The following is an 18,864-nucleotide window of genomic DNA, read 5'->3' as shown; positions in this document are numbered from 1 at the left end:
TCTTTGAATGACAGATGCCCCCGATACGGTCAATTGAATTGTCATCCCCACCGGTGTGGGGCAAGATAAGCACATGAAAACGCTTGGTCCCCTTATGATTTCACTGATGGCGCTGTCCGCCTGTGGACCGCTGTCACTGTATTATCAAGAGGGCGAAAGCGTCTCGCGCATGCAGACCGAGACTACGCAATGTCAGGTTCAGGCGCTCAAGGATGCGCCGGTTGCAAATCAGGTCCGGCAAGGGCCGCCAACCTATTGGCCAGGCAGGACATATTGCGATGGGCGTGGGTCCTGCTATCGCTCGCCCGGCTGGTGGGAGCCCGGTCAGATCTACACGGTCGACGTGAACAAGAACCTGCGCAACAAGGTCGAGGCACAATGCATGGCCCAAAAGGGCTATCGCCCTGTGAGCCTACCACCCTGCAAACGCGCTGTGAAATCAGGTGTTCCCGTGCAGCGCACGACGACATTGCCACCGCTGACCACACAATCCTGTTTCGTCAAATTCGATGACGGCTCGTTCCAGATCATTTCGCCCGGTCAATCAGGCTGACCCCCTGTTAGCGGCACGCCCGCGGGCCAGCGCCCAATGCGCCAAGATGGCAAGGGCGTAAATCGCGATCACGCTTATCAGCATACCGGCCTCATCGACCCGCCACAGAACCGCCAGCAAAACCGGGGTACCCAGCAAATTGCCCGCATTGCCCATCTGCGCCATCGCCCCGTAGCCGAGCGCCTGCGTTTCAGCGGTTTGGTTCAGAATTGGCACAGCTGCAAAGCTACCGCCTTGCACAAGGCCCAACACCGCAAACAGTGCGATACAGGCCAACTCCAACGGCAGACCGGCAAAAACGCCCAAGATAGACAGGATGCCCAGGGCAAACCCCAGATTAACCACCGCGACGCCGGACATCAGGTTTAGCAAAACCGGCACCGCCACCAGACTCAGCGCAATCCCGGCCAGCGGCATCAGACCCGCAACAGTCGCGCTGATGTCATCCGGCAAGCGCCCCGGCAGGATCGCAAGCAGTGAAACGAACGTCAGAGTGTAGAAAAACCAGCCTATTGCCGGCGCCGATACGAAGGGAGAGCGATAGGTGCGCAAATGTACTGCCCAAAGCTCTCGCCAAAGCCACGGTGCGGGCTCAGCCTTCTGCATGTCCTTTGGCCGAAGGATCAAGATCAATGCCGCGATGGCGATCATCAGGATGCCATGCAACGCAAAGTAGACGGACAAGCCATAGTTTTCGACCAAGGGCAGCCCAAGCCAGGCATTCAGTGCAAAGGCCACGCCGAAGAAGGTGCTCCATAAAACCATGGCCATGTTGCGCGCTTTGCCGGTTGTGATCTGCGCAATCAAGGTTGGTGCCGCCACAACAATTGCCAAATGGGACAGGCCCTCGACAAACCGGCTGGCGAGCATGATCTGAAACCCCGGCCCCGTCGCCTGAAAGATCGAAAGTGCGCCACCAAGTACAAGGCCGAATATCAACAGTTTGATCGGCCCCACACGACCCACGATTGACCCGGACACGGCGCCAAGAACAGCTCCAAGCAGGCTGATGATCGACAGCAGCCAACCCATGGTTTCGGCGTGATCGGGGTAGAGTTGCAATACCTCGGGGAATGGCACAGCAATCTTGGCAAACTGCGTGGCCGCACCCAACCCGGCCAGCCAAAGTAAGAGAACCTGAAACAGCTGAATCATAAGGCGCTTCTACAGCGCCTCGTCATGTCGGGGAACGCATAAATTATGCGGTCTGGCGCCGCGACCCGCTGACCAGCCGCACGGGCGTTCCATCCGACAGATACAGCCGTTCCCACATGATCTCTCCGGCGCTGATGCGTATGCGATCATGCACAGCCTCGGAGGTCAGAAAGGACTTTGGAGTGGGTGTGTGGGCCTCCCACCACCCTTCCTGATCCAGCTCAGCCTCGGCCTGTTGAATCTCCTCGGTTGCAAACTGCCAGAGCGATACGCCCAACAACGCGTTCTGGCTGGTTTTCCAGTCCCTTGCCCGGCTGGCGGAATAGGCAAGGCATCTATGGCTGGCTTCCTCGACTAGATGAAGGCAATCCGATGAGGTCTCAACCAGTCGTCGCAGGGCGCTGTCATCTACGCGCGTCGGTCCGAACGAAGCAAAGACCGCCTGCTGCGTTTCCGGTGGCGGAGTTTGTCCGCCTCGCTCCCATCGGGAAATGGTCGCCTGATCGACCTGCAACAACTCGGCCAGATGCGATTGCTTATAGCCAATAGATTGGCGCAGGCGCTTCAGGCGTTTGCCGAAACCCGGATAGGCGCGAGACCTAAGGCTGACACCACCCGGTTCTGACGGAACTGTATGCATCGACTCCTGCCTTATGTGACCAGCAGATTACTCTGCCGGTTCCGGCTCGTCTATTTGCGCCACCCGCGCCCCGGATTTGTTCGAGGTCACAACCCCCAGCGATTTCAGCTTGCGATGCAGCGCGCTGCGCTCCATCCCGACAAAGCTGGCGGTGCGGCTGATATTGCCACCAAAGCGATTGATCTGGGTCAGCAGGTATTCCCGCTCGAACGCCTCACGCGCTTCGCGCAGCGGCAGTGTCGCCAGAGCACCCGACAGGACAACCCGGCCTGAATCCTCGGTTTTGTCTTCATCGCTTGGCAGCTCGCGCGCCTCAATCGGGCCGGTGCCATCACCAAGGATCAGAACACGTTCGATCAGGTTCTTCAACTGACGCACATTGCCGGGCCAGGTCATGGTTTGCAGCAGGGCTACGGCCTCTTCCGACAGCTCACGCATCGGCAAACCTTGGGTTTCATTGCACATTTCGATGAAATGCTGGGCCAGAACCGGAATATCCTCGCGCCGGTCTTCTAGCGAGGGCACGTCTACTGGCACAACGTTCAGACGGTGATACAGTTCTTCCCGGAACCGTTCGGCTGCGATCTCTTCGTCCAGATCCTTGTTGGTCGAGGATATGACGCGCAAATCCACCCTTACCTTGTCGCTGCCGCCGACACGCTGGAACTGCTGATCCACCAGCACACGCAGGATTTTGGACTGCGTGCCTAGGGGCATATCGGCGACCTCATCGAAGTAGACAACGCCACCATGGGCCTCTTCCAGCAAGCCCGATTCCACCCCGCGTTCAGAGCTTTCGCGCCCGAACAACACCTCTTCGACCCGCTCGGGCTCAATCCCGGCACAGTTGACCGTCACAAAAGGCGCATTGGCGCGGTTTGAATGCGCGTGGATATAGCGAGCCGCAATTTCCTTGCCCGACCCGGCCGGGCCGCTCAGCATCACACGACCATTGGACTTGGTAACCTTGTCCAACTGGCCCTGCATCGCCCGGAATGACGCGGATTTGCCGATCATGTCCGAGCTGCTGACTTCTTTGCGCTTGAGCGAAGCATTCTCGCGGCGCAGGCGCGAGGTCTCCATCGCGCGGCGGATCACCACCATCAACTGGTCGATGTTAAAGGGCTTTTCGATAAAGTCATACGCGCCCTGTTTGATCGCGGCGACGGCGATTTCGATATTGCCGTGACCGGAAATAATCACCACCGGCACATCCGGGTTGTCACGCTTTACAGCTTTCAGGATATCGATTCCGTCCATGCGACTGTCTTTCAGCCAGATATCCAGGATCAACAGCCCCGGCGGCTCAGAATTGATTGACGACATGCACTCATCCGAGTTTGCCGCCAGCCGGGTGGAATAGCCTTCGTCCTCCAGAATGTCGGACACCAGTTCGCGAATATCGCGTTCGTCATCTACGATCAGAATGTCGCTCATCTTTGGCCTGCTTTCAGTTTGTTGGTTTTAGTCGCCTGTTTTTGTGGCGCTGAATTTGGTGGGAGGTTTGCTCCCGGCAAACGGATCACTGCCATTGCGCCGAAATGGTCCTGTCCGTCGAATACGGGCGCGTCTTCCAAAGTCAGCGCTCCGCCATGTTCTTCGATTATCTTCTTGACGATGGGCAGGCCCAGCCCGGTCCCTTCGTCGCGCGTGGTCACATAAGGCTCAAACAACCGCGCACGATCCTCAGGAAGGCCGATGCCATTGTCGGCAATCGTGACAATCGTTCCCGCATCATCCGTGGAAACAGCCACTTTGATCTGTGGCTTCAGATTCTCGGGTGCGCCTTTTTCTTTCAAGGTTCCAATGGCTTCGCCTGCGTTCTTGATCAAGTTTGTCAAAGCCTGATTCAACATGGTTGCATCCAGATCAGCCGTGATCGGCTGTTCCGGCAGATCTGCATCTATTTGCACATCCGGTTGCCCTGCCTGCTGCAGCAAAACGGCCTCGCGTACCAGAGCAACCACATCCTCCTGTCGCCGCTCTGGTTCCGGCATACGTGCAAATTTTGAGAACTCGTCAACAATGCGCCGTAGGTCATTGGTCTGTCGAACGATCACATCAGTCATCGATTCTAGGGTGTCGCAATCTGCCTCATCCAGTTTGGACGAGAACTTGCGCTTGATCCGTTCCGCGCTCAATTGAATCGGCGTCAGCGGGTTCTTGATCTCATGCGCGATGCGCCGGGCCACATCGCCCCAGGCGGCCATACGCTGGGCGCTGACCAGATCGGTGACATCGTCAAAGGCCACCACGTAGCCCTCAAGCGTACCATCCTCGCCCCGCCGCGTGGACATGCGCACAAGCAGGTTCTCCAACTGCCCTTTGCGGGTTACCTTGATCTCACCCTGTACGGCCTCTTGCCCGCCCTCTTTCAGGCTTTCAAACAGCGGCAGGAATTCGGGCACTGCGATACCGATCGACAGATGCTGTTCGCCCCGCGACCAGTCCAGCAGACGCTCGGCTGAGCGGTTTACGAAGGTTACATCGCCTTCGGGGTCAACACCCACAACGCCCGATGTGACCGAACTCAGCACGGAATCGAACAATCGGCGGCGGCTTTCGATCTGGCGTGTGTTTTCCAGCAGCGTATCGCGCTGGCCTTTAAGCTGCCGGGTCATCTGGTTAAAATACCTGCCCAGCATCGCAATTTCGTCGTCGCTGGCCTCTTCAATGACCTGTACGCTCAGGTCGCCGGCGCCGACGCGTTGCGCGGCTGTAGTCAGACGGCCGACAGGTCGCGACAGGCGTTCGGCAAACCACATGCCCAAAGACATCGCGGCAAGGATAAGGATCAGGGCAAACCCCAAATATAGAAGGCCAAAGTTGAAAAGCACCCTGCCGCGTTCGCTTTCAAGCTGCTGGTAGAACTGCGCCGTTTCCTTGGTATCGTCCAGCAGGGTCAGTAGCTGACCATCGACCTCACGGCTGACATAGAGGTATCGGTCCAGATAGGCCTGCAGCGGCACAAGCGCGCGGAATTCGTTGTTCTCCCAATCGGCGATGATCAACAAACCGGTGTCTGCCGCTTCGACCATCTGTTCGGGCGTGGGCTTTTCGTAACTGAACAGGTAGGATCGATCCCCGCGCGACCGGATTTCGCCGCTGCCATCGATCACGTAAGCCTCGCGCAGCCCCCGTTGGATTTGCGCCTGCCCCTGCGCCAGAACCTCACGCAATTCCGCGTCCGAGATATAGAAATCGCGGGCCCGCGCATTGTCCAGAAACAGCGCCAGAACAGCGGCATCCTGGGTCAGACCCTGCCGGTGTTCCAGCTCATACGCCTCAGCCGCAGTCAGCGATGACCCGACAACCTGACGCACACGGTCCGAAAACCAGCCCTCAAGGCCGATATTCACAGTCAGACCTGCGAAGATGGCAACCGTGACCGTCGGCACCAGCGCCAAGAGCGTAAACGCCCCGATCAGACGCAAATGCAGGCGAGACCCCGCCGATTTTGCGCGTCTGGCTGCGATTAGCGAACCAAGCTGGCTGAGCACCAGGGCCGCCACGACAAGGACGTAAACAAGGTCGGCAAGCAGAATCAGGCGCAGGGTCGGAGCGGTCGCGCCCAGGTCAAAGGGACCAATGACCAGATAGGTAGCAAGCGCCAGCACTGGCCCTAGAAGAACCAGCCCCAAGGTGCCGAAATTGCGCAGTTTTCGGGATTTTCGCCATCGACTAATCGATGGGATAATCCCGCTCTGTGCTCGGGTTGCCACCGTCTGCCCTCATCCTGATGTGTCGCTTGTGCGACTGACCGCCATATGTCGTGGTCGTTTCCCCGGAGATACCCGGATGCCACGGTTTGTGTGGCGATATTACATCAGTTTGCGACGGCGTGTCACCTGAATATCGAGGTCTGTGATCTTTTTCCGCAGCGTATTTCGGTTAATCCCAAGCAAATCAGCGCATTTTGCCTGATTGCCACCGGTTGCCTCCAATGCGATTTCGATCAGCGGGGCCTCAACCTCACGCAATATGCGCTGATACAGGCCCGGAGGCGGCAGCATGTTGCCGTGCAGATCAAAGTAGCGCCGCAGATGCCGTTCCACCGAGGTGGACAATTTCTCGCGCTCGCCCCCGCCCAGCACAGGTTCAGCCTCGGGCTGGCTGCCCAATACCATCTCAACCTCGGCTTTTGAGATTTCATCGGCCCGGCTGGTCAGGCTGAGACGGCGGACCGCGTTCTCTAACTGCCGCACATTGCCGGGCCATGAGTAGCGACGGATCAGTTCAACCGCATCCGGGCTGAGCCAGCGCTTAGTGCCGCTATCACGCTCTTCGCGGGCCAGAAAATGCTCGGCCAGCAAGGTGATATCATCCACGCGCTCGCGTAGGGCCGGTACGTGGATCGTCGCGCCGCATAGGCGGTAGTAAAGATCCTGCCGGATGCGACCACCTTCCATACCTTCGGCCAGATCCGACTGGCTCGTGGCCATGAAACGCGGCACGTGATCGCCGGGGGTGTCCATCATGCGCACGATGCGCGCCTGAAGCTCATCATCCAGATCGGCGATCTCATCAATCAACAGCGTACCTCCACGCACGCGCGCCATGACACGGGCGGGCCCCTCCAAATCACGCAGGTCTGCAGCAGTGGCGGTTACAAAGGGCAATGTACGACGATCTGAGAAGTCGTGAATTGCCCGCGCGATCAGGGACTTACCGGTTCCACTTTCACCAGAAATCATGACCGACAGATCGGTGTTCATCACACGTGCAACTAAACGATACAGAGACTGCATGACGGATGTGCGCCCGACCAGAGGCAACTCATCCGGGCGTTCATTTGCTTCTGCCTCGGGTTCCGATTGCAACCGCTGCTTTTGTTCCAGTGCGCGCGCGGTGCGTTTCATCAAATCGGGCAAATCGAAGGGTTTGGGCAGGTAGTCATAGGCATCCGCCTCAGCCGCCTGGATCGCAGTCATGATGGTATTCTGGGCCGATATCACAATCACCGGCAAACCGGGGCGATCCAGCGCGATTTTCGGCAGCATTTCCAAACCGTTCCCATCCGGCATGACGACATCCGAAATCACCACGTCCCCCTTGCCTTCACCTACCCATCGCATCAGCGTAGTCAGCGAAGAGGTGGCATGCACCTTGCATCCGGCCCGTGTCAGGGCCTGAGTCAGTACTGTTCGGATCGTGCGATCGTCATCTGCAACCAGAACGGTGCCATCCATCAGGTGCTCTCCTTCGTTATGCTCTCTGCCGGTGCGCGGCGCAGCGACAGTTTAAAAACAGTGCGTCCCGGAATGGAATCGGCCGAGATCCAGCCGCGATGGTCCGAGATGATCTTGCTGACCAGCGCCAGCCCTAAACCCGTTCCATTTTCCTTGCCCGAGACAAACGGGTCGAAAATGTCGCTGCGAATGTCCTCGGGCAGTCCGGGGCCATCATCGATGATCTCAATCTGCAGCGGCAACGAATGACCCGAGCCGTCACTACGACGCAGGCGGAACGAATGCTCGAAATAGGTGCGCAGACGAATCGTGCCACCATTCGGGCCAGCGGCCTCGGACGCGTTTTTCAACAGATTCAGAACCACTTGCAGGATTTGATCGGGATCACCATAGGCCAGCGGCAGCGATGGATCATAATCCTCGATAATGGTCATGTCCGCACCGAACCCCAGCAAGGCCGAACGGCGCGCGCGGTCCAGAACGTCGTGAATGTTGACCGGTTTGAAATCAGGCTGCTGCAGGTTTCCGAATTGCTCAACCTGCTCCAACAGCTTCACGATGCGGCGGCTTTCGGCCACGATAAGATCTGTGAGTTCAAGGTCTTGCGCTGAGATATTCATGCTAAGAAGCTGCGCCGCGCCCGTGATGCCAGCCAGAGGATTCTTGATTTCATGCGCCAACATCTCTGCCATACCGATGGCGGATTGTGCTGCTGACTTAACTGTGTTGCCACGTGTCATGCGCCCCGCCAATTCGCGTGGCGAGATGATCATGATCATTGATCCCGGATGCCCGACCAGCGGCGCGATCTGTAGCGCGCATTGCAGCGGCGCGCGGTTACCCGACCCGACATCGACATCATTGACGAACAGGGGCGTGCCTTGATGACGCGCGCGCAGGAACGCCTCTTCCAGTGGGGCATCCACAGCGATCTGGTCCCAGACCGGATGACCGATCACCGATTTGCGCGACGCGTTCAGGAAACCCTCGCCCGAGGAGTTCACATCGGAAATCCGATCCTCCTGGTCAATGATGAAGGCCGGAACGGGTAGCGAGTTCCAAATGCTCTGATCCGAATTCATGCGGCCACCTCAGCTGCACAATCCAGCGCCTCACCAAGCAGGCGCAGCACCTCTTGCGTATCACGTGAGGTCAAAACAGCCCGGCGCAGGGGCGCGGGTGTTCCGGCTTCATCCATGTACCAGCCCAGATGCTTTCGCGCGACGCGCAGGCCCAGATCAGTGCCGTAGAATTCGAGCATGGCTTGATAGTGCGCGCGCACCATCGCGACCAATTCAGCGCCCTTGGGGATTTCAGGTGCGTCGGTGCCGTAGATGTCGTGGCATATCTGCGCCAGAAGCCAGGGTTTTCCCTGTGCGCCCCGCCCGACCATAACGCCATCTGCGCCCGACTGATCCAGCGCCGTGTGGGCCGCTTTGGTATCAACAATATCGCCATTGGCGATGACGGGAATCGACACAGCCTGTTTCACCGCTCGGATCGCCTGCCAATCGGCGTGACCTTTGTAGAACTGACAGCGCGTGCGCCCATGGATCGTGACCATCTTGATACCCGCCCCTTCGGCCCGGCGCGCCACATCAGGCGCGTTCAGCAGCGCATCATCCCAGCCCAGCCGCGTTTTCAGGGTGACGGGTACATCGACCGCCTCAACCACCGCTTCGATCAGGGTCAGGGCATGATCTGGCGTTTTCAGAAGGGCCGAGCCGGAATAACCATTGGTCACCTTCTTGGCCGGGCAGCCCATGTTGATGTCGATCACCCGCGCGCCCCGATCGGCAACCTGACGGGCGGCCTCGGCCATCCAATGCGCCTCGCGCCCGGCAAGCTGTACGGCGGTGTTCTCGACATCCGCCGACAGTTCCGCCCGTTCGCGCACGCCAGGCTTGGCTTGCACCATCTCCTGGCTGGCGACCATTTCGCTGACGACCATGCCTGCGCCGAACCGCATCACCAGATCGCGGAACGGGCGATCCGTGATTCCAGCCATTGGTGCCAGCAGCACAGGCGGGTTCAGAGTTTTGTCAGCAAAATGCAGGGTCAACGTGCTTAATCCTTGAGCAGTTGGGGTTTTGATATCGAATCCGGGGCATATGAACAACAAAACGACCACCCACAAGCCTGCAAAATCATCACTCGCTTAATTTTTAGGCAGATTGACGCGGGTGATTGCCTCTGCATTCACCGCCCCCTAAACAATGGCCAAAATCAACGGAGCAAACGTCAGTATGACAACCGCCGCCATCATCGTTGCCGCCGGTCGCGGAACCCGCGCCGGAGGAGGCACGCCCAAGCAATGGCGCATGCTGGGCGGGCGCGTGGTAGCCGACTGGACGATCGACAGGTTTCGCACACAAGTCGAACAGATTGTACTCGTGCTATCACCCGACGATTCGGGGGCTTGGGAGGCTTATCGGGACAGTGATCTGATCCTCGCCCCGGGTGGCGCGGATCGAGCGACATCTGTCCGCAACGGGCTGGATGCGCTGGCAGACCGGGAAGTAAATTACGTTTTGATTCATGATGTTGCTCGCCCTTGCGTGGGTGCGGACGTCATTCAGAACGTGCTGCACGCGCTGAGCAGAAGCCAGGCTGCCGCACCCGGATTGGCCGTTACAGACGCGCTTTGGACCGGGGATGAGAGCACGGTTTCCGGAACGCGGGATCGAACAGGTCTGTTCGCGGCCCAAACGCCGCAGGGTTTTCACTATGATGCGATCACGGACGCTCATGCGGCCCATTCGGGCAGCGCAGCGGATGATGTCGAGGTCGCACGTGCCGCCGGGCTGGACGTGACCATCGTGCCGGGCGATCCGGACAATATCAAAATCACACGACCCGAGGATTTTGCCCGGGCAGAACGGATATTGGGGCTGAATATGGATGTAAGGCTGGGCAACGGCTATGACGTGCACCGGTTTGGTGACGGGGATCATGTGATCCTGTGCGGTGTGAAAGTGCCACATGACCGCGGGCTGCAAGGTCATTCCGATGCAGATGTCGGCATGCACGCTGTGACGGATGCGATCTATGGCGCATTGGCGCAGGGGGATATTGGCCAACATTTCCCCCCGTCAGACTCGCAGTGGAAGGGTGCGGCCAGCGAGATTTTTCTGCGCCACGCTGTCGAGCTTGCCCAAACCATGGGTTACCGCATCTCGAACGTTGATTGTACTCTGGTCTGTGAATACCCAAAGATCGGTCCTCACGCTGAAAAGATGCGGGAAGAAATGTCCAGAATCATGGGATTGCGCGCCGATCAGGTCTCGGTCAAGGCAACCACGTCCGAGCGTCTGGGCTTTACAGGCCGTAGTGAGGGTATCGCGTCGCTCGCCACCGCATGTCTGGTGAAAGCATGAGCATCGCGCGTCTGATCGGAACCGTCTGTGGCGTTGGCTATCTGCGCCCTGCCCCCGGCACATGGGGATCGCTTGCGGCTCTGCCCCTGGTCTGGGTCCTACACGTTTTGGGCGGCTTCCCCCTGCTCGTCCTCGCGACACTCGTCGTTTTCATCGCAGGGCTGTGGGCCACAAAAGTGATGACCGCCGGGCAAGAGGATCACGACCCGTCCGAGATCGTGGTCGATGAGGTCGCAGGCCAGTTCATCGCGCTCTGGGCCATTTCCTATCCAAGCTGGGCACATGGGATCGAGATCACCGCGCTCTGGCCCGGTTGGGTCGCGGGCTTCCTGCTGTTCCGACTGTTCGACATCACCAAGCCCGGCCCGGTCGGCTGGGCCGATCGCAAAGGAGACGCGATGGGCGTGATGCTTGACGATGTAATCGCCGGGGTCTTTGCCGCCATCGGTGTAATGGTTCTGGCCGGGATCGCACACGGAGTGTTGGGGCTATGACCGTCGCTGCTCTGCTCGATTTGGCCAAGGCGCGTGGCGTGATGATCGCCACTGCCGAAAGCTGCACGGGCGGTATGGTCGCCGCCGCGCTAACCGACATTCCCGGCAGCTCTGCGGTGGTCGAGCGTGGATTCGTCACCTACACCAACCGCGCCAAGCAGGACATGCTGGGTGTCCAAGCCAAAACGTTGGAAACCCATGGTGCAGTCTCAGAACAGGTCGCGCGCGAAATGGCCGAAGGCGCAGTGCGAAACTCTCAGGCGCAATTGGCCGTCTCAATCACCGGCATCGCGGGCCCTGGAGCGTCCGAATTCAAACCCGAGGGGCGTGTGTGTTTCGGGCTGGCTGGTGAGGGGCTGACCACCCACACCGAAACTGTGGAGTTCGGCGCACCCGGGCGCGATGCTGTGCGGCTGGCAGCGCGCGATCATGCGCTGAACCTGTTGCATAACGCGCTTTCGAAATTCACCTAAATGGCATGGATGCCTTGGCGTCAATTGCGCCCCTTGCACCGATCAAACCGGTTGCACGGATCGCCCTAGGTCGCATACACGCGGTGACCGGAACACGGGCTCGATCAGTCAGCAGACCGTGACCGGCTCGAAGACCCAAGCGGCCAAGCCCACCTTGGCCGCAAGGCCCGAAAGGGCAAAAAAGCGGACCCCGCAAGGGTCCGCTTTTCTTTTGTCGCCCTCTCGACTCCGGCCCAAGGGACAGGCTATCAGCCCGCAACACTCTTTCAGCCCAGAGGTTTGCGCCATGATCCCCAGTTCTTTTCCTGACAGCACCGAAATCGCCCGCCTGACCGCGCGGATGCTGCTGGAGATCAAGGCCGTTCACTTCAATTCGCGCGAACCATTCACATTGGCCTCGGGCCTGCCCAGCCCCACCTATATCGACTGCCGCAAGCTGATCTCATACCCGCGCATCCGCTCGACCCTGATGGATTTCCTGACGGTTACTGTTATGCGCGAGGCCGGGTTCGAGGCGTTCGACAATATCGCAGGTGGTGAAACGGCCGGCATCCCCTTTGCCGCCATGGTCGCCGAGCGGATGGGCCTGCCCATGACCTATGTGCGGAAGAAACCCAAAGGCTACGGCCGCAACGCCCGGATCGAAGGCGCGATGAGCGAAGGCGAGCGTGTACTGCTGGTCGAGGACCTGACCACTGATGGCGGGTCAAAGCTGTCCTTCGTCGATGCGATCCGCGAAACTGGTGCGACCTGCGGGCACACAGCAGTGATCTTCTACTATGGCATTTTCCCCGAGACCGAAAAGACACTGGGCGATCACGGCGTGAAGCTGCATTCGCTGTGCACTTGGTGGGATGTTCTGGCCGAAGCCAAGGCGCAAAAGGCCTTTGACGAAGAGACCCTTAGCGGCGTCGAAGCCTTCCTGAACGACCCGCGCGGGTGGCAGGACGCGCGCAAAACCACATAAGCTGCCTGTGAGCAGATTGGGGATAAGCCCAGAAGAATCGGCCATGCAGCCACGATATCTGGTGACTTTTCACTCAATTCATACATAATAGGCTGCGCATACACGGGCATCCAATCCGCCGGGAAAGTTATCCCTAGGCCTTACCGCAAGTTACCCACAGGTATTTCCAGATAGCTTGCGGCGGTGTTTCCTGTGTAAAACCTCCGAACGGGCAGCGGGGACAAGATGAACGAGATCAGCAGTATCGAGCAGGCAGCGGCACAGATTCAAAACGCCGAAACCATGCCGCATTCCATTGAGGCCGAACAGCAGCTTCTGGGTGCGATTCTGACCAATAATGATCTCTATGATCGGGTTGCCTCGATCATCGGGGCCGAGCATTTTTATGACCCGGTTCATGCGCGCATCTACGAGGTCGCGGCGACCCGCATCGCCAAGAATGCACTCGCCTCGCCCGTCACGCTGAAATCCTTCATGGCCGAAGATGAGGGCCTGAAAGAGCTTGGTGGCCCGGCCTATCTGGTCAAACTGGCCGGGGCCTCGATCAGTGCTTTTGCCGTCCATGACTATGCCCAAATGATCTATGACCTGGCCATCCGGCGCGAGCTGATCCGGTTGGGTCGAGATATCTCGGACAAGGCGGCGCGGGTCGAGGTGTCCAGCGAACCGAAGGAACAAATCGTCGAGGCCGAGCAGCAGCTGTATCAGCTGTCCGAGCAAGGCCAGACAGAACAGGGCTTTCAATCCTTCCTCAAGGCGGTCACCGAAGCCGTCAACGTCACCAACGAAGCATACCAGCGTGGGGGCGGGATGGCCGGCATCTCGACCGGTCTGGCCGATCTGGATAAGCAGCTGGGTGGCTTGCATCCATCGGACCTGATCATTCTTGCCGGCCGTCCCTCTATGGGTAAAACCTCGCTTGCGACCAACGTGGCGTTCAACGTGGCGAAGGCCTATAAACGCGGCACCAAGCCTGATGGCAGCGAAGGCGCGATTGACGGCGGCGTCGTGGGGTTCTTTTCGCTTGAAATGAGTGCCGAACAGTTGGCAGGCCGAGTTCTGGCCGAAGCTTCGGAGATTTCCAGCCACAAGATCCGTCAGGGCGACATGACCGAGGCCGAGTTCCGGCGCTTCGTGGATGCCGCCAAGGAACTGGAAGCCTGCCCGCTGTTCATCGACGACACCCCGGCCCTGCCTATCGCGCAGCTTGCTGCCCGCGCACGTCGGCTGAAACGGACCCATGGGCTGGACCTGTTGGTGATCGACTATCTGCAGCTGTGCCGGGGCATGTCGGACAACCGTGTCAACGAAATCGCTGAGATTTCGATGGGCATGAAGGCGATTGCCAAGGAGCTGAACATCCCGGTGATCGCCCTGTCCCAGCTGTCGCGTCAGGTTGAAAACCGTGATGATAAACGCCCGCAACTGTCCGACCTGCGGGAATCGGGCTCGATCGAACAGGATGCGGATGTGGTGATGTTCGTGTTCCGAGAGGAATACTACAAGGAACGCGAAAAGCCCGGCGATCATGAGCTGGACAAGATGGAAGAGTGGAAGCAAGCCATGGAACGCCTGCATGGCAAGGCCGAAGTGATCGTCGGCAAGCAACGCCACGGCCCCATTGGCACGGTCGAGCTGTCGTTCGAGGCCCAGTTCACCCGTTTTGGCAATCTCGTCAAACCCTGGCAACAGGGCGGCGAGATCGAAGGCTACTGACCCCTACCACAAGGCAGGATTGTTCAGCGCCGCAACGCAATGCGATGGCCCCTTTAGCGGGGTCAGTTCGCGCCCGTCCAGAGATTGCCCCAGCCAACCATGCGGATAGCTGAGCCTCAGAGGCGGCTGCGCGATCTCTTCTGAAATGGCTAGAAACCCGGTTTTGCAATAGTAGTTCGGATCGCCATAGGTCAGCACCACATCGACACCGAAGTTTCGCAGCTGGTCCAGACCGTATGTGATCAAAGCCTGCCCGATCCCCGATTTCTGCCGGTCCGTTCGCACCGCCATCGGTGACAGGATAAAGACATCTCGGCTGTCTTGCGGATAGGTGATCCTGGAAAACGCAACAGCGCCCACCAGTTCCATGTCTTGATACGCGGTGGAAAGCATCACATCTGCCTCAGGCGTCCTGCTCAGCAAATCTTGCACAAACGCGCCGATCAGCGCACCTTCATCAGCGCCCTCCGAGGCTGAAAAGACGTCCTGAAACAGATCGACCACAGCCTGAACATCTGATCCTTTACCGTTCGAAAACTCCATGATCCCCTCCGGGCATTGCATCTGCTTTGCCGCTAAAAACTGGAAGGCCGCACCTGAACAAAGCAGCGCGCCTTCGCGATCTCACATACCATGATCACAGCAACAAACTGCCAGAATTCACAAGAACTTGGCAAATTTCGCCGGTTGCCGCGCATACAACGCTGAAACGGCGTCGCAAAAGCGTCATTCCCTCTTGACCTTATACGGCGCAATGTCATGAACAACGCCATGAGTACCGCACGACTGACAATCAATCTTCAGGCTCTTGCCAGCAACTGGCGGGCGCTGGATGCACAGACCGACGTTGAAACCGCCGCCGTGGTCAAGGCTGATGGCTATGGGCTGGGCGCTGGGCCGGTCAGCGATGCATTGGCCGAAGAAGGCGTGCGCAAGTTTTTCGTCGCGGTCGCCGAGGAGGGCGCAGCCGTGCGTCAGGCCATTGGGCCGGGGCCGCTGATCTGTGTGTTTTCCGGCCATATGGAGGGGGATGCGGACCTGCTGCGTGCCCATGACCTGACGCCCCTGATCAACTCACCCCAGCAGTTCCAGCGCCATATGCAGGCGCTACCAGATCATCCCTTTGGCATTCAGCTGGACAGCGGCATGAACCGCTTGGGTCTTGAACCGGCCGATTGGGCCGATCTGCGCCCAAAGGTCGAGGTGCTGAACCCGGTTGTCGTGATGTCTCATCTGGCGTGTTCGGACGAACCCGATCATCCGATGAACCAGCAACAGCTGAAGACCTTCCGGGAAATGACTGATGGCATAACCGCGCCGCGCTCGCTGGCGGCCACCGGTGGCACGCTTCTGGGGCCAGAGTTTCACTTTGACTTCTGCCGTCCAGGGATCGGCCTATACGGCGGGATGCCCTTTGCCGGGGCCAAACCGGTTGTCACGGTCGATCTGCCGGTGATCCAGGTGCGCGCGCTTGAGGTTGGCGAAACCGTTGGCTACGGCAACAGCTGGACCGCCCGACGCCCGTCGCGCATCGCAACGGTTGCAGCGGGCTATGCGGATGGCCTGCACCGCGCCATCGGTGGCGGGATCGACACATTTGCGGGCGATCAGCCCTGTCCCGTCGTGGGACGCATCTCAATGGACCTGATCACGGTCGATGTCACCGACCTGCCTGAGGACCCGGAACGCCTGCGTATCCTGAACGGGCATCAAACGGTGGATGATCTGGCCGAGGCAGCGGGCACAATTGGCTATGAAATCCTGACCTCGATGGGTCGCCGGTATTCGCGGGGTTATGTGGAATGAACCCTGTCTTACTGCTCAGCGGATTGGGTCGCGCTGTCCTGACCGTACTGGCCGCGTTTGGACGCGTGGCACTGTTTGCGCTGGACGCAATCTCTCATATCTTCCGCCCTCCGTTCTACCCGCGTGAATTCGCCATGGCGCTGTTGAATATCGGTTGGCTGTCCCTGCCCGTGGTCGGCCTGACCGCGATCTTCACCGGCGGCGCGCTGGCCTTGCAAATCTACGCAGGCGGTGCGCGTTTCAATGCCGAAGCTGTAGTGCCCCAGATCGTTGCCATCGGCATGGTGCGAGAGCTTGGGCCGGTGCTGGTCGGCCTGATGATCGCTGCCCGCGTGACCTCCTCCATCGCCGCTGAGATCGCGACGATGAAAGTGACTGAACAGATTGACGCGCTGGTCACCCTGTCCACCCACCCGATGAAATACCTGACCGCACCGCGTGTGCTGGCGGCGCTGATCACCGTGCCTGCCTTGGTCGCGGTTGGGGATATCATCGGCATCATGGGCGGCTACACCGTTGCCACGCAAAATCTGGGCTTCAACCCGGCGGCCTATCTGAAAAACACCGTGGATTTTCTTGAGACGCGCGACATCGTCTCGTCCCTGGTCAAAGGCGCCGCCTTTGGCATGATCGCCGCCATCATGGGCTGCTATTACGGTATGTCCTCGGGCCGTGGCGCGCAGGGCGTGGGCCGCGCCACCAAGGGCTCGGTCGAGGCCGCAGCCGTGCTGATCCTGGCCGCCAATTTCGTACTCACAGGGGTGTTCTTCTCGCTATGATCCGGATGGAGAACGTACATAAAGCCTTTGGCGACAACCGCGTCTTGCAAGGCATGGACCTTGAGATCCCCAAAGGCACCTCGATGGTCATCATCGGCGGCTCGGGAACGGGTAAATCGGTGGCGCTGAAATGCATTCTGGGCCTGATCCAGCCCGACAGCGGCATGATCTATGTGGACGGCAAAGACGCCACCAAAGGCGACCGCGATGCGTTTCTGGCCCGGTTCGGCATGCTGTTTCAGGGCGCGGCGCTGTTTGATTCACTGCCCGTCTGGCAAAACGTCGCCTTCCGCCTGCTGCGCGGCTCACTGAAACGCCCGGCGGATGAGGCGCGAGAGATCGCCATCGAGAAACTGCGCCGCGTGGGCCTGAAACCCGACGTGGCTGACCGCCTGCCCGCCGAACTGTCCGGCGGCATGCAAAAACGCGTCGGCCTCGCCCGCGCCATCGCCGCCGAGCCCGAGATCATCTTTTTCGACGAACCCACGACGGGTCTGGACCCGATCATGTCCGGCGTCATCAACGATCTGATCCGCGAAATCGTGACCGAGATGGGGGCAACCGCCATGACCATCACCCACGACATGAGCTCGGTCCGCGCCATTGCCGACAATGTGGCGATGCTGCATGGCGGGGTGATCCAGTGGACGGGGCCTGTGGCTCAGATGGATGCCTCGGGCGATCCCTATATGGAGCAATTCATCAGCGGCAGCGCTGACGGGCCGATTGAGGCGGTTCGGTGATGAATTCAGTTCAACTTTTTATCTTTTCATTGCCAGGAATCTACTTCAACTCGGTATTGATCGTCTGGTTCATCAGGATCTTCTCCATACATGGTTTGATTTTCTCTCCTGTTCGCGCATTCAATGTAATGAAACCAGTAATAAAAGCGTTTTTGTACGGCTTTGTTCCCGGTGCGTTGATCTCGAATGCTATCGCGTTCAGCCTGGAGACGGTAAATTTGCTCGTGACACTTCCAGCAGTTCTTGGTGTCGCAATTTCTGCCTTTGTACTTCACAAAGAGCTATTCAGAATAGCATCGAACGTCCGCAGAACTGCCATTTTGGTGGTAACATTCTTTGTGCTCATGGTGGTCTTGTTTGGGTGGAGTGCATTCAAACTTCAGCAAACTGGCGTGATATGACCCTCCGCCTCGCCACTCTCTCCCTCCTGATCCTCTACCCCATCGCGTGGTTTGCCCCGCTGATGCGCGCCGGCTTGCTTCCAATTTTCGGCCTCAGCGAGATCAGCGTCATCACCGGCCTCCAGTCCTTATGGAAATCCGACGTCTTCCTGGCGCTGGTCGTCACCATCTTCGCCCTCTTCGCCCCATATATCAAAACCATCGGCACCGCGCTGATTCAGTGGAACCTGCTGGACGCCCGCGTCCAGCCCGCGCTGAACATCCTCGGCAAGCTGGCAATGGCCGATATCTTCCTGATCGCGCTCTATATCACGCTGGCCAAGGGCATCTCTTACGCCACGATTGAGACCGCCTGGGGCCTCTACCTGTTCACGCTCTGCATACTCGCATCGCTCGTGCTGGGCCTTCTGACCGAACGGCAGGCAAAGGCACAAACCCCTACCTGACGCCCGGCGCGGATGCGCCCGCTGCGGGTGACGGCCCGCAGGGCCCGAGCCCGCTGCGCGCTATCGGCGGAGATGAAAGCCCACAAGGGCTTGAAGAACCGCCCATCCTAAGGCACCAAAGCCCA

The 18,864-nt window shown here is 59.1% G+C and carries 19 protein-coding genes; 11 read left to right on the top strand and 8 right to left on the bottom strand.

Annotated elements, in window-relative coordinates; translation table 11 throughout:
- Nucleotides 1-73 precede the first annotated feature (73 nt).
- Nucleotides 74-553 (top strand): hypothetical protein, encoded by a 480-nt coding sequence (locus tag ACR0KG_RS07445; RefSeq protein WP_480542742.1) that lies wholly within the window; start codon nucleotides 74-76, stop codon nucleotides 551-553.
- Here ACR0KG_RS07445 and ACR0KG_RS07440 read toward each other — a convergent pair.
- The 7 genes from ACR0KG_RS07440 to dusB all read right to left on the bottom strand — a co-directional run bounded on the left by ACR0KG_RS07440 (nucleotide 545) and on the right by dusB (nucleotide 9,599).
- A complete protein-coding gene (locus ACR0KG_RS07440; RefSeq protein ID WP_480826881.1) occupies nucleotides 545-1,708 on the bottom strand; it encodes an MFS transporter in 1,164 nt (387 codons plus the stop codon). The genes ACR0KG_RS07445 and ACR0KG_RS07440 overlap by 9 nt on opposite strands.
- Nucleotides 1,709-1,751: 43 nt before the next feature.
- Nucleotides 1,752-2,348: a helix-turn-helix transcriptional regulator gene (locus ACR0KG_RS07435; RefSeq protein WP_480826880.1), complete on the bottom strand. Its 597-nt coding sequence runs from the start codon at nucleotides 2,346-2,348 to the stop codon at nucleotides 1,752-1,754.
- Between the two features lie 27 nt (nucleotides 2,349-2,375).
- The gene (gene ntrX / locus ACR0KG_RS07430) at nucleotides 2,376-3,785 is read right to left on the bottom strand and encodes a nitrogen assimilation response regulator NtrX (protein ID WP_170530335.1); all 1,410 of its coding nucleotides are present in this window, start codon (nucleotides 3,783-3,785) and stop codon (nucleotides 2,376-2,378) included.
- Nucleotides 3,782-6,070: a sensor histidine kinase NtrY-like gene (locus tag ACR0KG_RS07425; RefSeq protein WP_480547066.1), complete on the bottom strand. Its 2,289-nt coding sequence runs from the start codon at nucleotides 6,068-6,070 to the stop codon at nucleotides 3,782-3,784. The genes ntrX and ACR0KG_RS07425 overlap by 4 nt, the downstream gene beginning before the upstream one ends.
- 99 nt (nucleotides 6,071-6,169) lie before the next feature.
- Complete coding sequence (locus ACR0KG_RS07420; RefSeq protein ID WP_170530339.1) at nucleotides 6,170-7,537, bottom strand: sigma-54-dependent transcriptional regulator; 1,368 nt, start codon at nucleotides 7,535-7,537, stop codon at nucleotides 6,170-6,172.
- Nucleotides 7,537-8,619, bottom strand: coding sequence for a two-component system sensor histidine kinase NtrB (locus tag ACR0KG_RS07415; protein ID WP_480547064.1), 1,083 nt, complete (start codon nucleotides 8,617-8,619; stop codon nucleotides 7,537-7,539). The genes ACR0KG_RS07420 and ACR0KG_RS07415 overlap by 1 nt, the downstream gene beginning before the upstream one ends.
- The gene (gene dusB, locus ACR0KG_RS07410) at nucleotides 8,616-9,599 is read right to left on the bottom strand and encodes a tRNA dihydrouridine synthase DusB (RefSeq protein WP_480826879.1); all 984 of its coding nucleotides are present in this window, start codon (nucleotides 9,597-9,599) and stop codon (nucleotides 8,616-8,618) included. The genes ACR0KG_RS07415 and dusB overlap by 4 nt, the downstream gene beginning before the upstream one ends.
- Before the next feature lie 184 nt (nucleotides 9,600-9,783).
- Here dusB and ACR0KG_RS07405 point away from each other — a divergent pair, with 184 nt between their 5' ends.
- The 5 genes from ACR0KG_RS07405 (at nucleotide 9,784) to ACR0KG_RS07385 (ending at nucleotide 14,564) form a co-directional block, all read left to right on the top strand.
- The gene (locus ACR0KG_RS07405) at nucleotides 9,784-10,914 is read left to right on the top strand and encodes a bifunctional 2-C-methyl-D-erythritol 4-phosphate cytidylyltransferase/2-C-methyl-D-erythritol 2,4-cyclodiphosphate synthase (protein ID WP_480826878.1); all 1,131 of its coding nucleotides are present in this window, start codon (nucleotides 9,784-9,786) and stop codon (nucleotides 10,912-10,914) included.
- Nucleotides 10,911-11,408: a phosphatidylglycerophosphatase A family protein gene (locus tag ACR0KG_RS07400; protein WP_209253716.1), complete on the top strand. Its 498-nt coding sequence runs from the start codon at nucleotides 10,911-10,913 to the stop codon at nucleotides 11,406-11,408. The genes ACR0KG_RS07405 and ACR0KG_RS07400 overlap by 4 nt, the downstream gene beginning before the upstream one ends.
- A complete protein-coding gene (locus ACR0KG_RS07395) occupies nucleotides 11,405-11,881 on the top strand; it encodes a CinA family protein (protein ID WP_480826877.1) in 477 nt (158 codons plus the stop codon). Before ACR0KG_RS07400 ends, ACR0KG_RS07395 begins: the two co-directional genes overlap by 4 nt.
- Before the next feature lie 286 nt (nucleotides 11,882-12,167).
- Entirely contained in the window at nucleotides 12,168-12,848 is a 681-nt protein-coding gene (locus ACR0KG_RS07390; protein WP_480826876.1) for an orotate phosphoribosyltransferase, read from the top strand.
- Between the two features lie 225 nt (nucleotides 12,849-13,073).
- Nucleotides 13,074-14,564, top strand: a complete 1,491-nt coding sequence (locus tag ACR0KG_RS07385; protein WP_170530363.1) for a replicative DNA helicase — start codon at nucleotides 13,074-13,076, stop codon at nucleotides 14,562-14,564.
- Between the two features lie 3 nt (nucleotides 14,565-14,567).
- Here the strand turns inward: ACR0KG_RS07385 and ACR0KG_RS07380 are convergent, their stop codons facing one another.
- Nucleotides 14,568-15,107, bottom strand: a complete 540-nt coding sequence (locus tag ACR0KG_RS07380) for a GNAT family N-acetyltransferase (protein ID WP_480542720.1) — start codon at nucleotides 15,105-15,107, stop codon at nucleotides 14,568-14,570.
- Nucleotides 15,108-15,335: 228 nt separating this feature from the next.
- Between ACR0KG_RS07380 and alr the strand changes: the two genes are divergently transcribed.
- The 5 genes from alr to ACR0KG_RS07355 are packed head-to-tail and all read left to right on the top strand — an operon-like array spanning nucleotide 15,336 to nucleotide 18,739.
- On the top strand, nucleotides 15,336-16,370 hold the full coding sequence (gene alr, locus ACR0KG_RS07375) for an alanine racemase (protein WP_480826875.1): 1,035 nt from the start codon (nucleotides 15,336-15,338) through the stop codon (nucleotides 16,368-16,370).
- On the top strand, nucleotides 16,367-17,149 hold the full coding sequence (locus ACR0KG_RS07370; protein ID WP_170530368.1) for an MlaE family ABC transporter permease: 783 nt from the start codon (nucleotides 16,367-16,369) through the stop codon (nucleotides 17,147-17,149). The genes alr and ACR0KG_RS07370 overlap by 4 nt, the downstream gene beginning before the upstream one ends.
- The gene (locus tag ACR0KG_RS07365) at nucleotides 17,146-17,892 is read left to right on the top strand and encodes an ABC transporter ATP-binding protein (protein WP_480826873.1); all 747 of its coding nucleotides are present in this window, start codon (nucleotides 17,146-17,148) and stop codon (nucleotides 17,890-17,892) included. Before ACR0KG_RS07370 ends, ACR0KG_RS07365 begins: the two co-directional genes overlap by 4 nt.
- On the top strand, nucleotides 17,892-18,293 hold the full coding sequence (locus ACR0KG_RS07360) for a hypothetical protein (RefSeq protein ID WP_480547044.1): 402 nt from the start codon (nucleotides 17,892-17,894) through the stop codon (nucleotides 18,291-18,293). The genes ACR0KG_RS07365 and ACR0KG_RS07360 overlap by 1 nt, the downstream gene beginning before the upstream one ends.
- Nucleotides 18,290-18,739, top strand: coding sequence for a paraquat-inducible protein A (locus ACR0KG_RS07355; protein ID WP_480826872.1), 450 nt, complete (start codon nucleotides 18,290-18,292; stop codon nucleotides 18,737-18,739). The genes ACR0KG_RS07360 and ACR0KG_RS07355 overlap by 4 nt, the downstream gene beginning before the upstream one ends.
- Nucleotides 18,740-18,864 lie beyond the last annotated feature (125 nt).

This window comes from Ruegeria sp. H4 (genome assembly GCF_056533065.1).
This window is presented reverse-complemented; position numbering and strand designations above follow the sequence as displayed.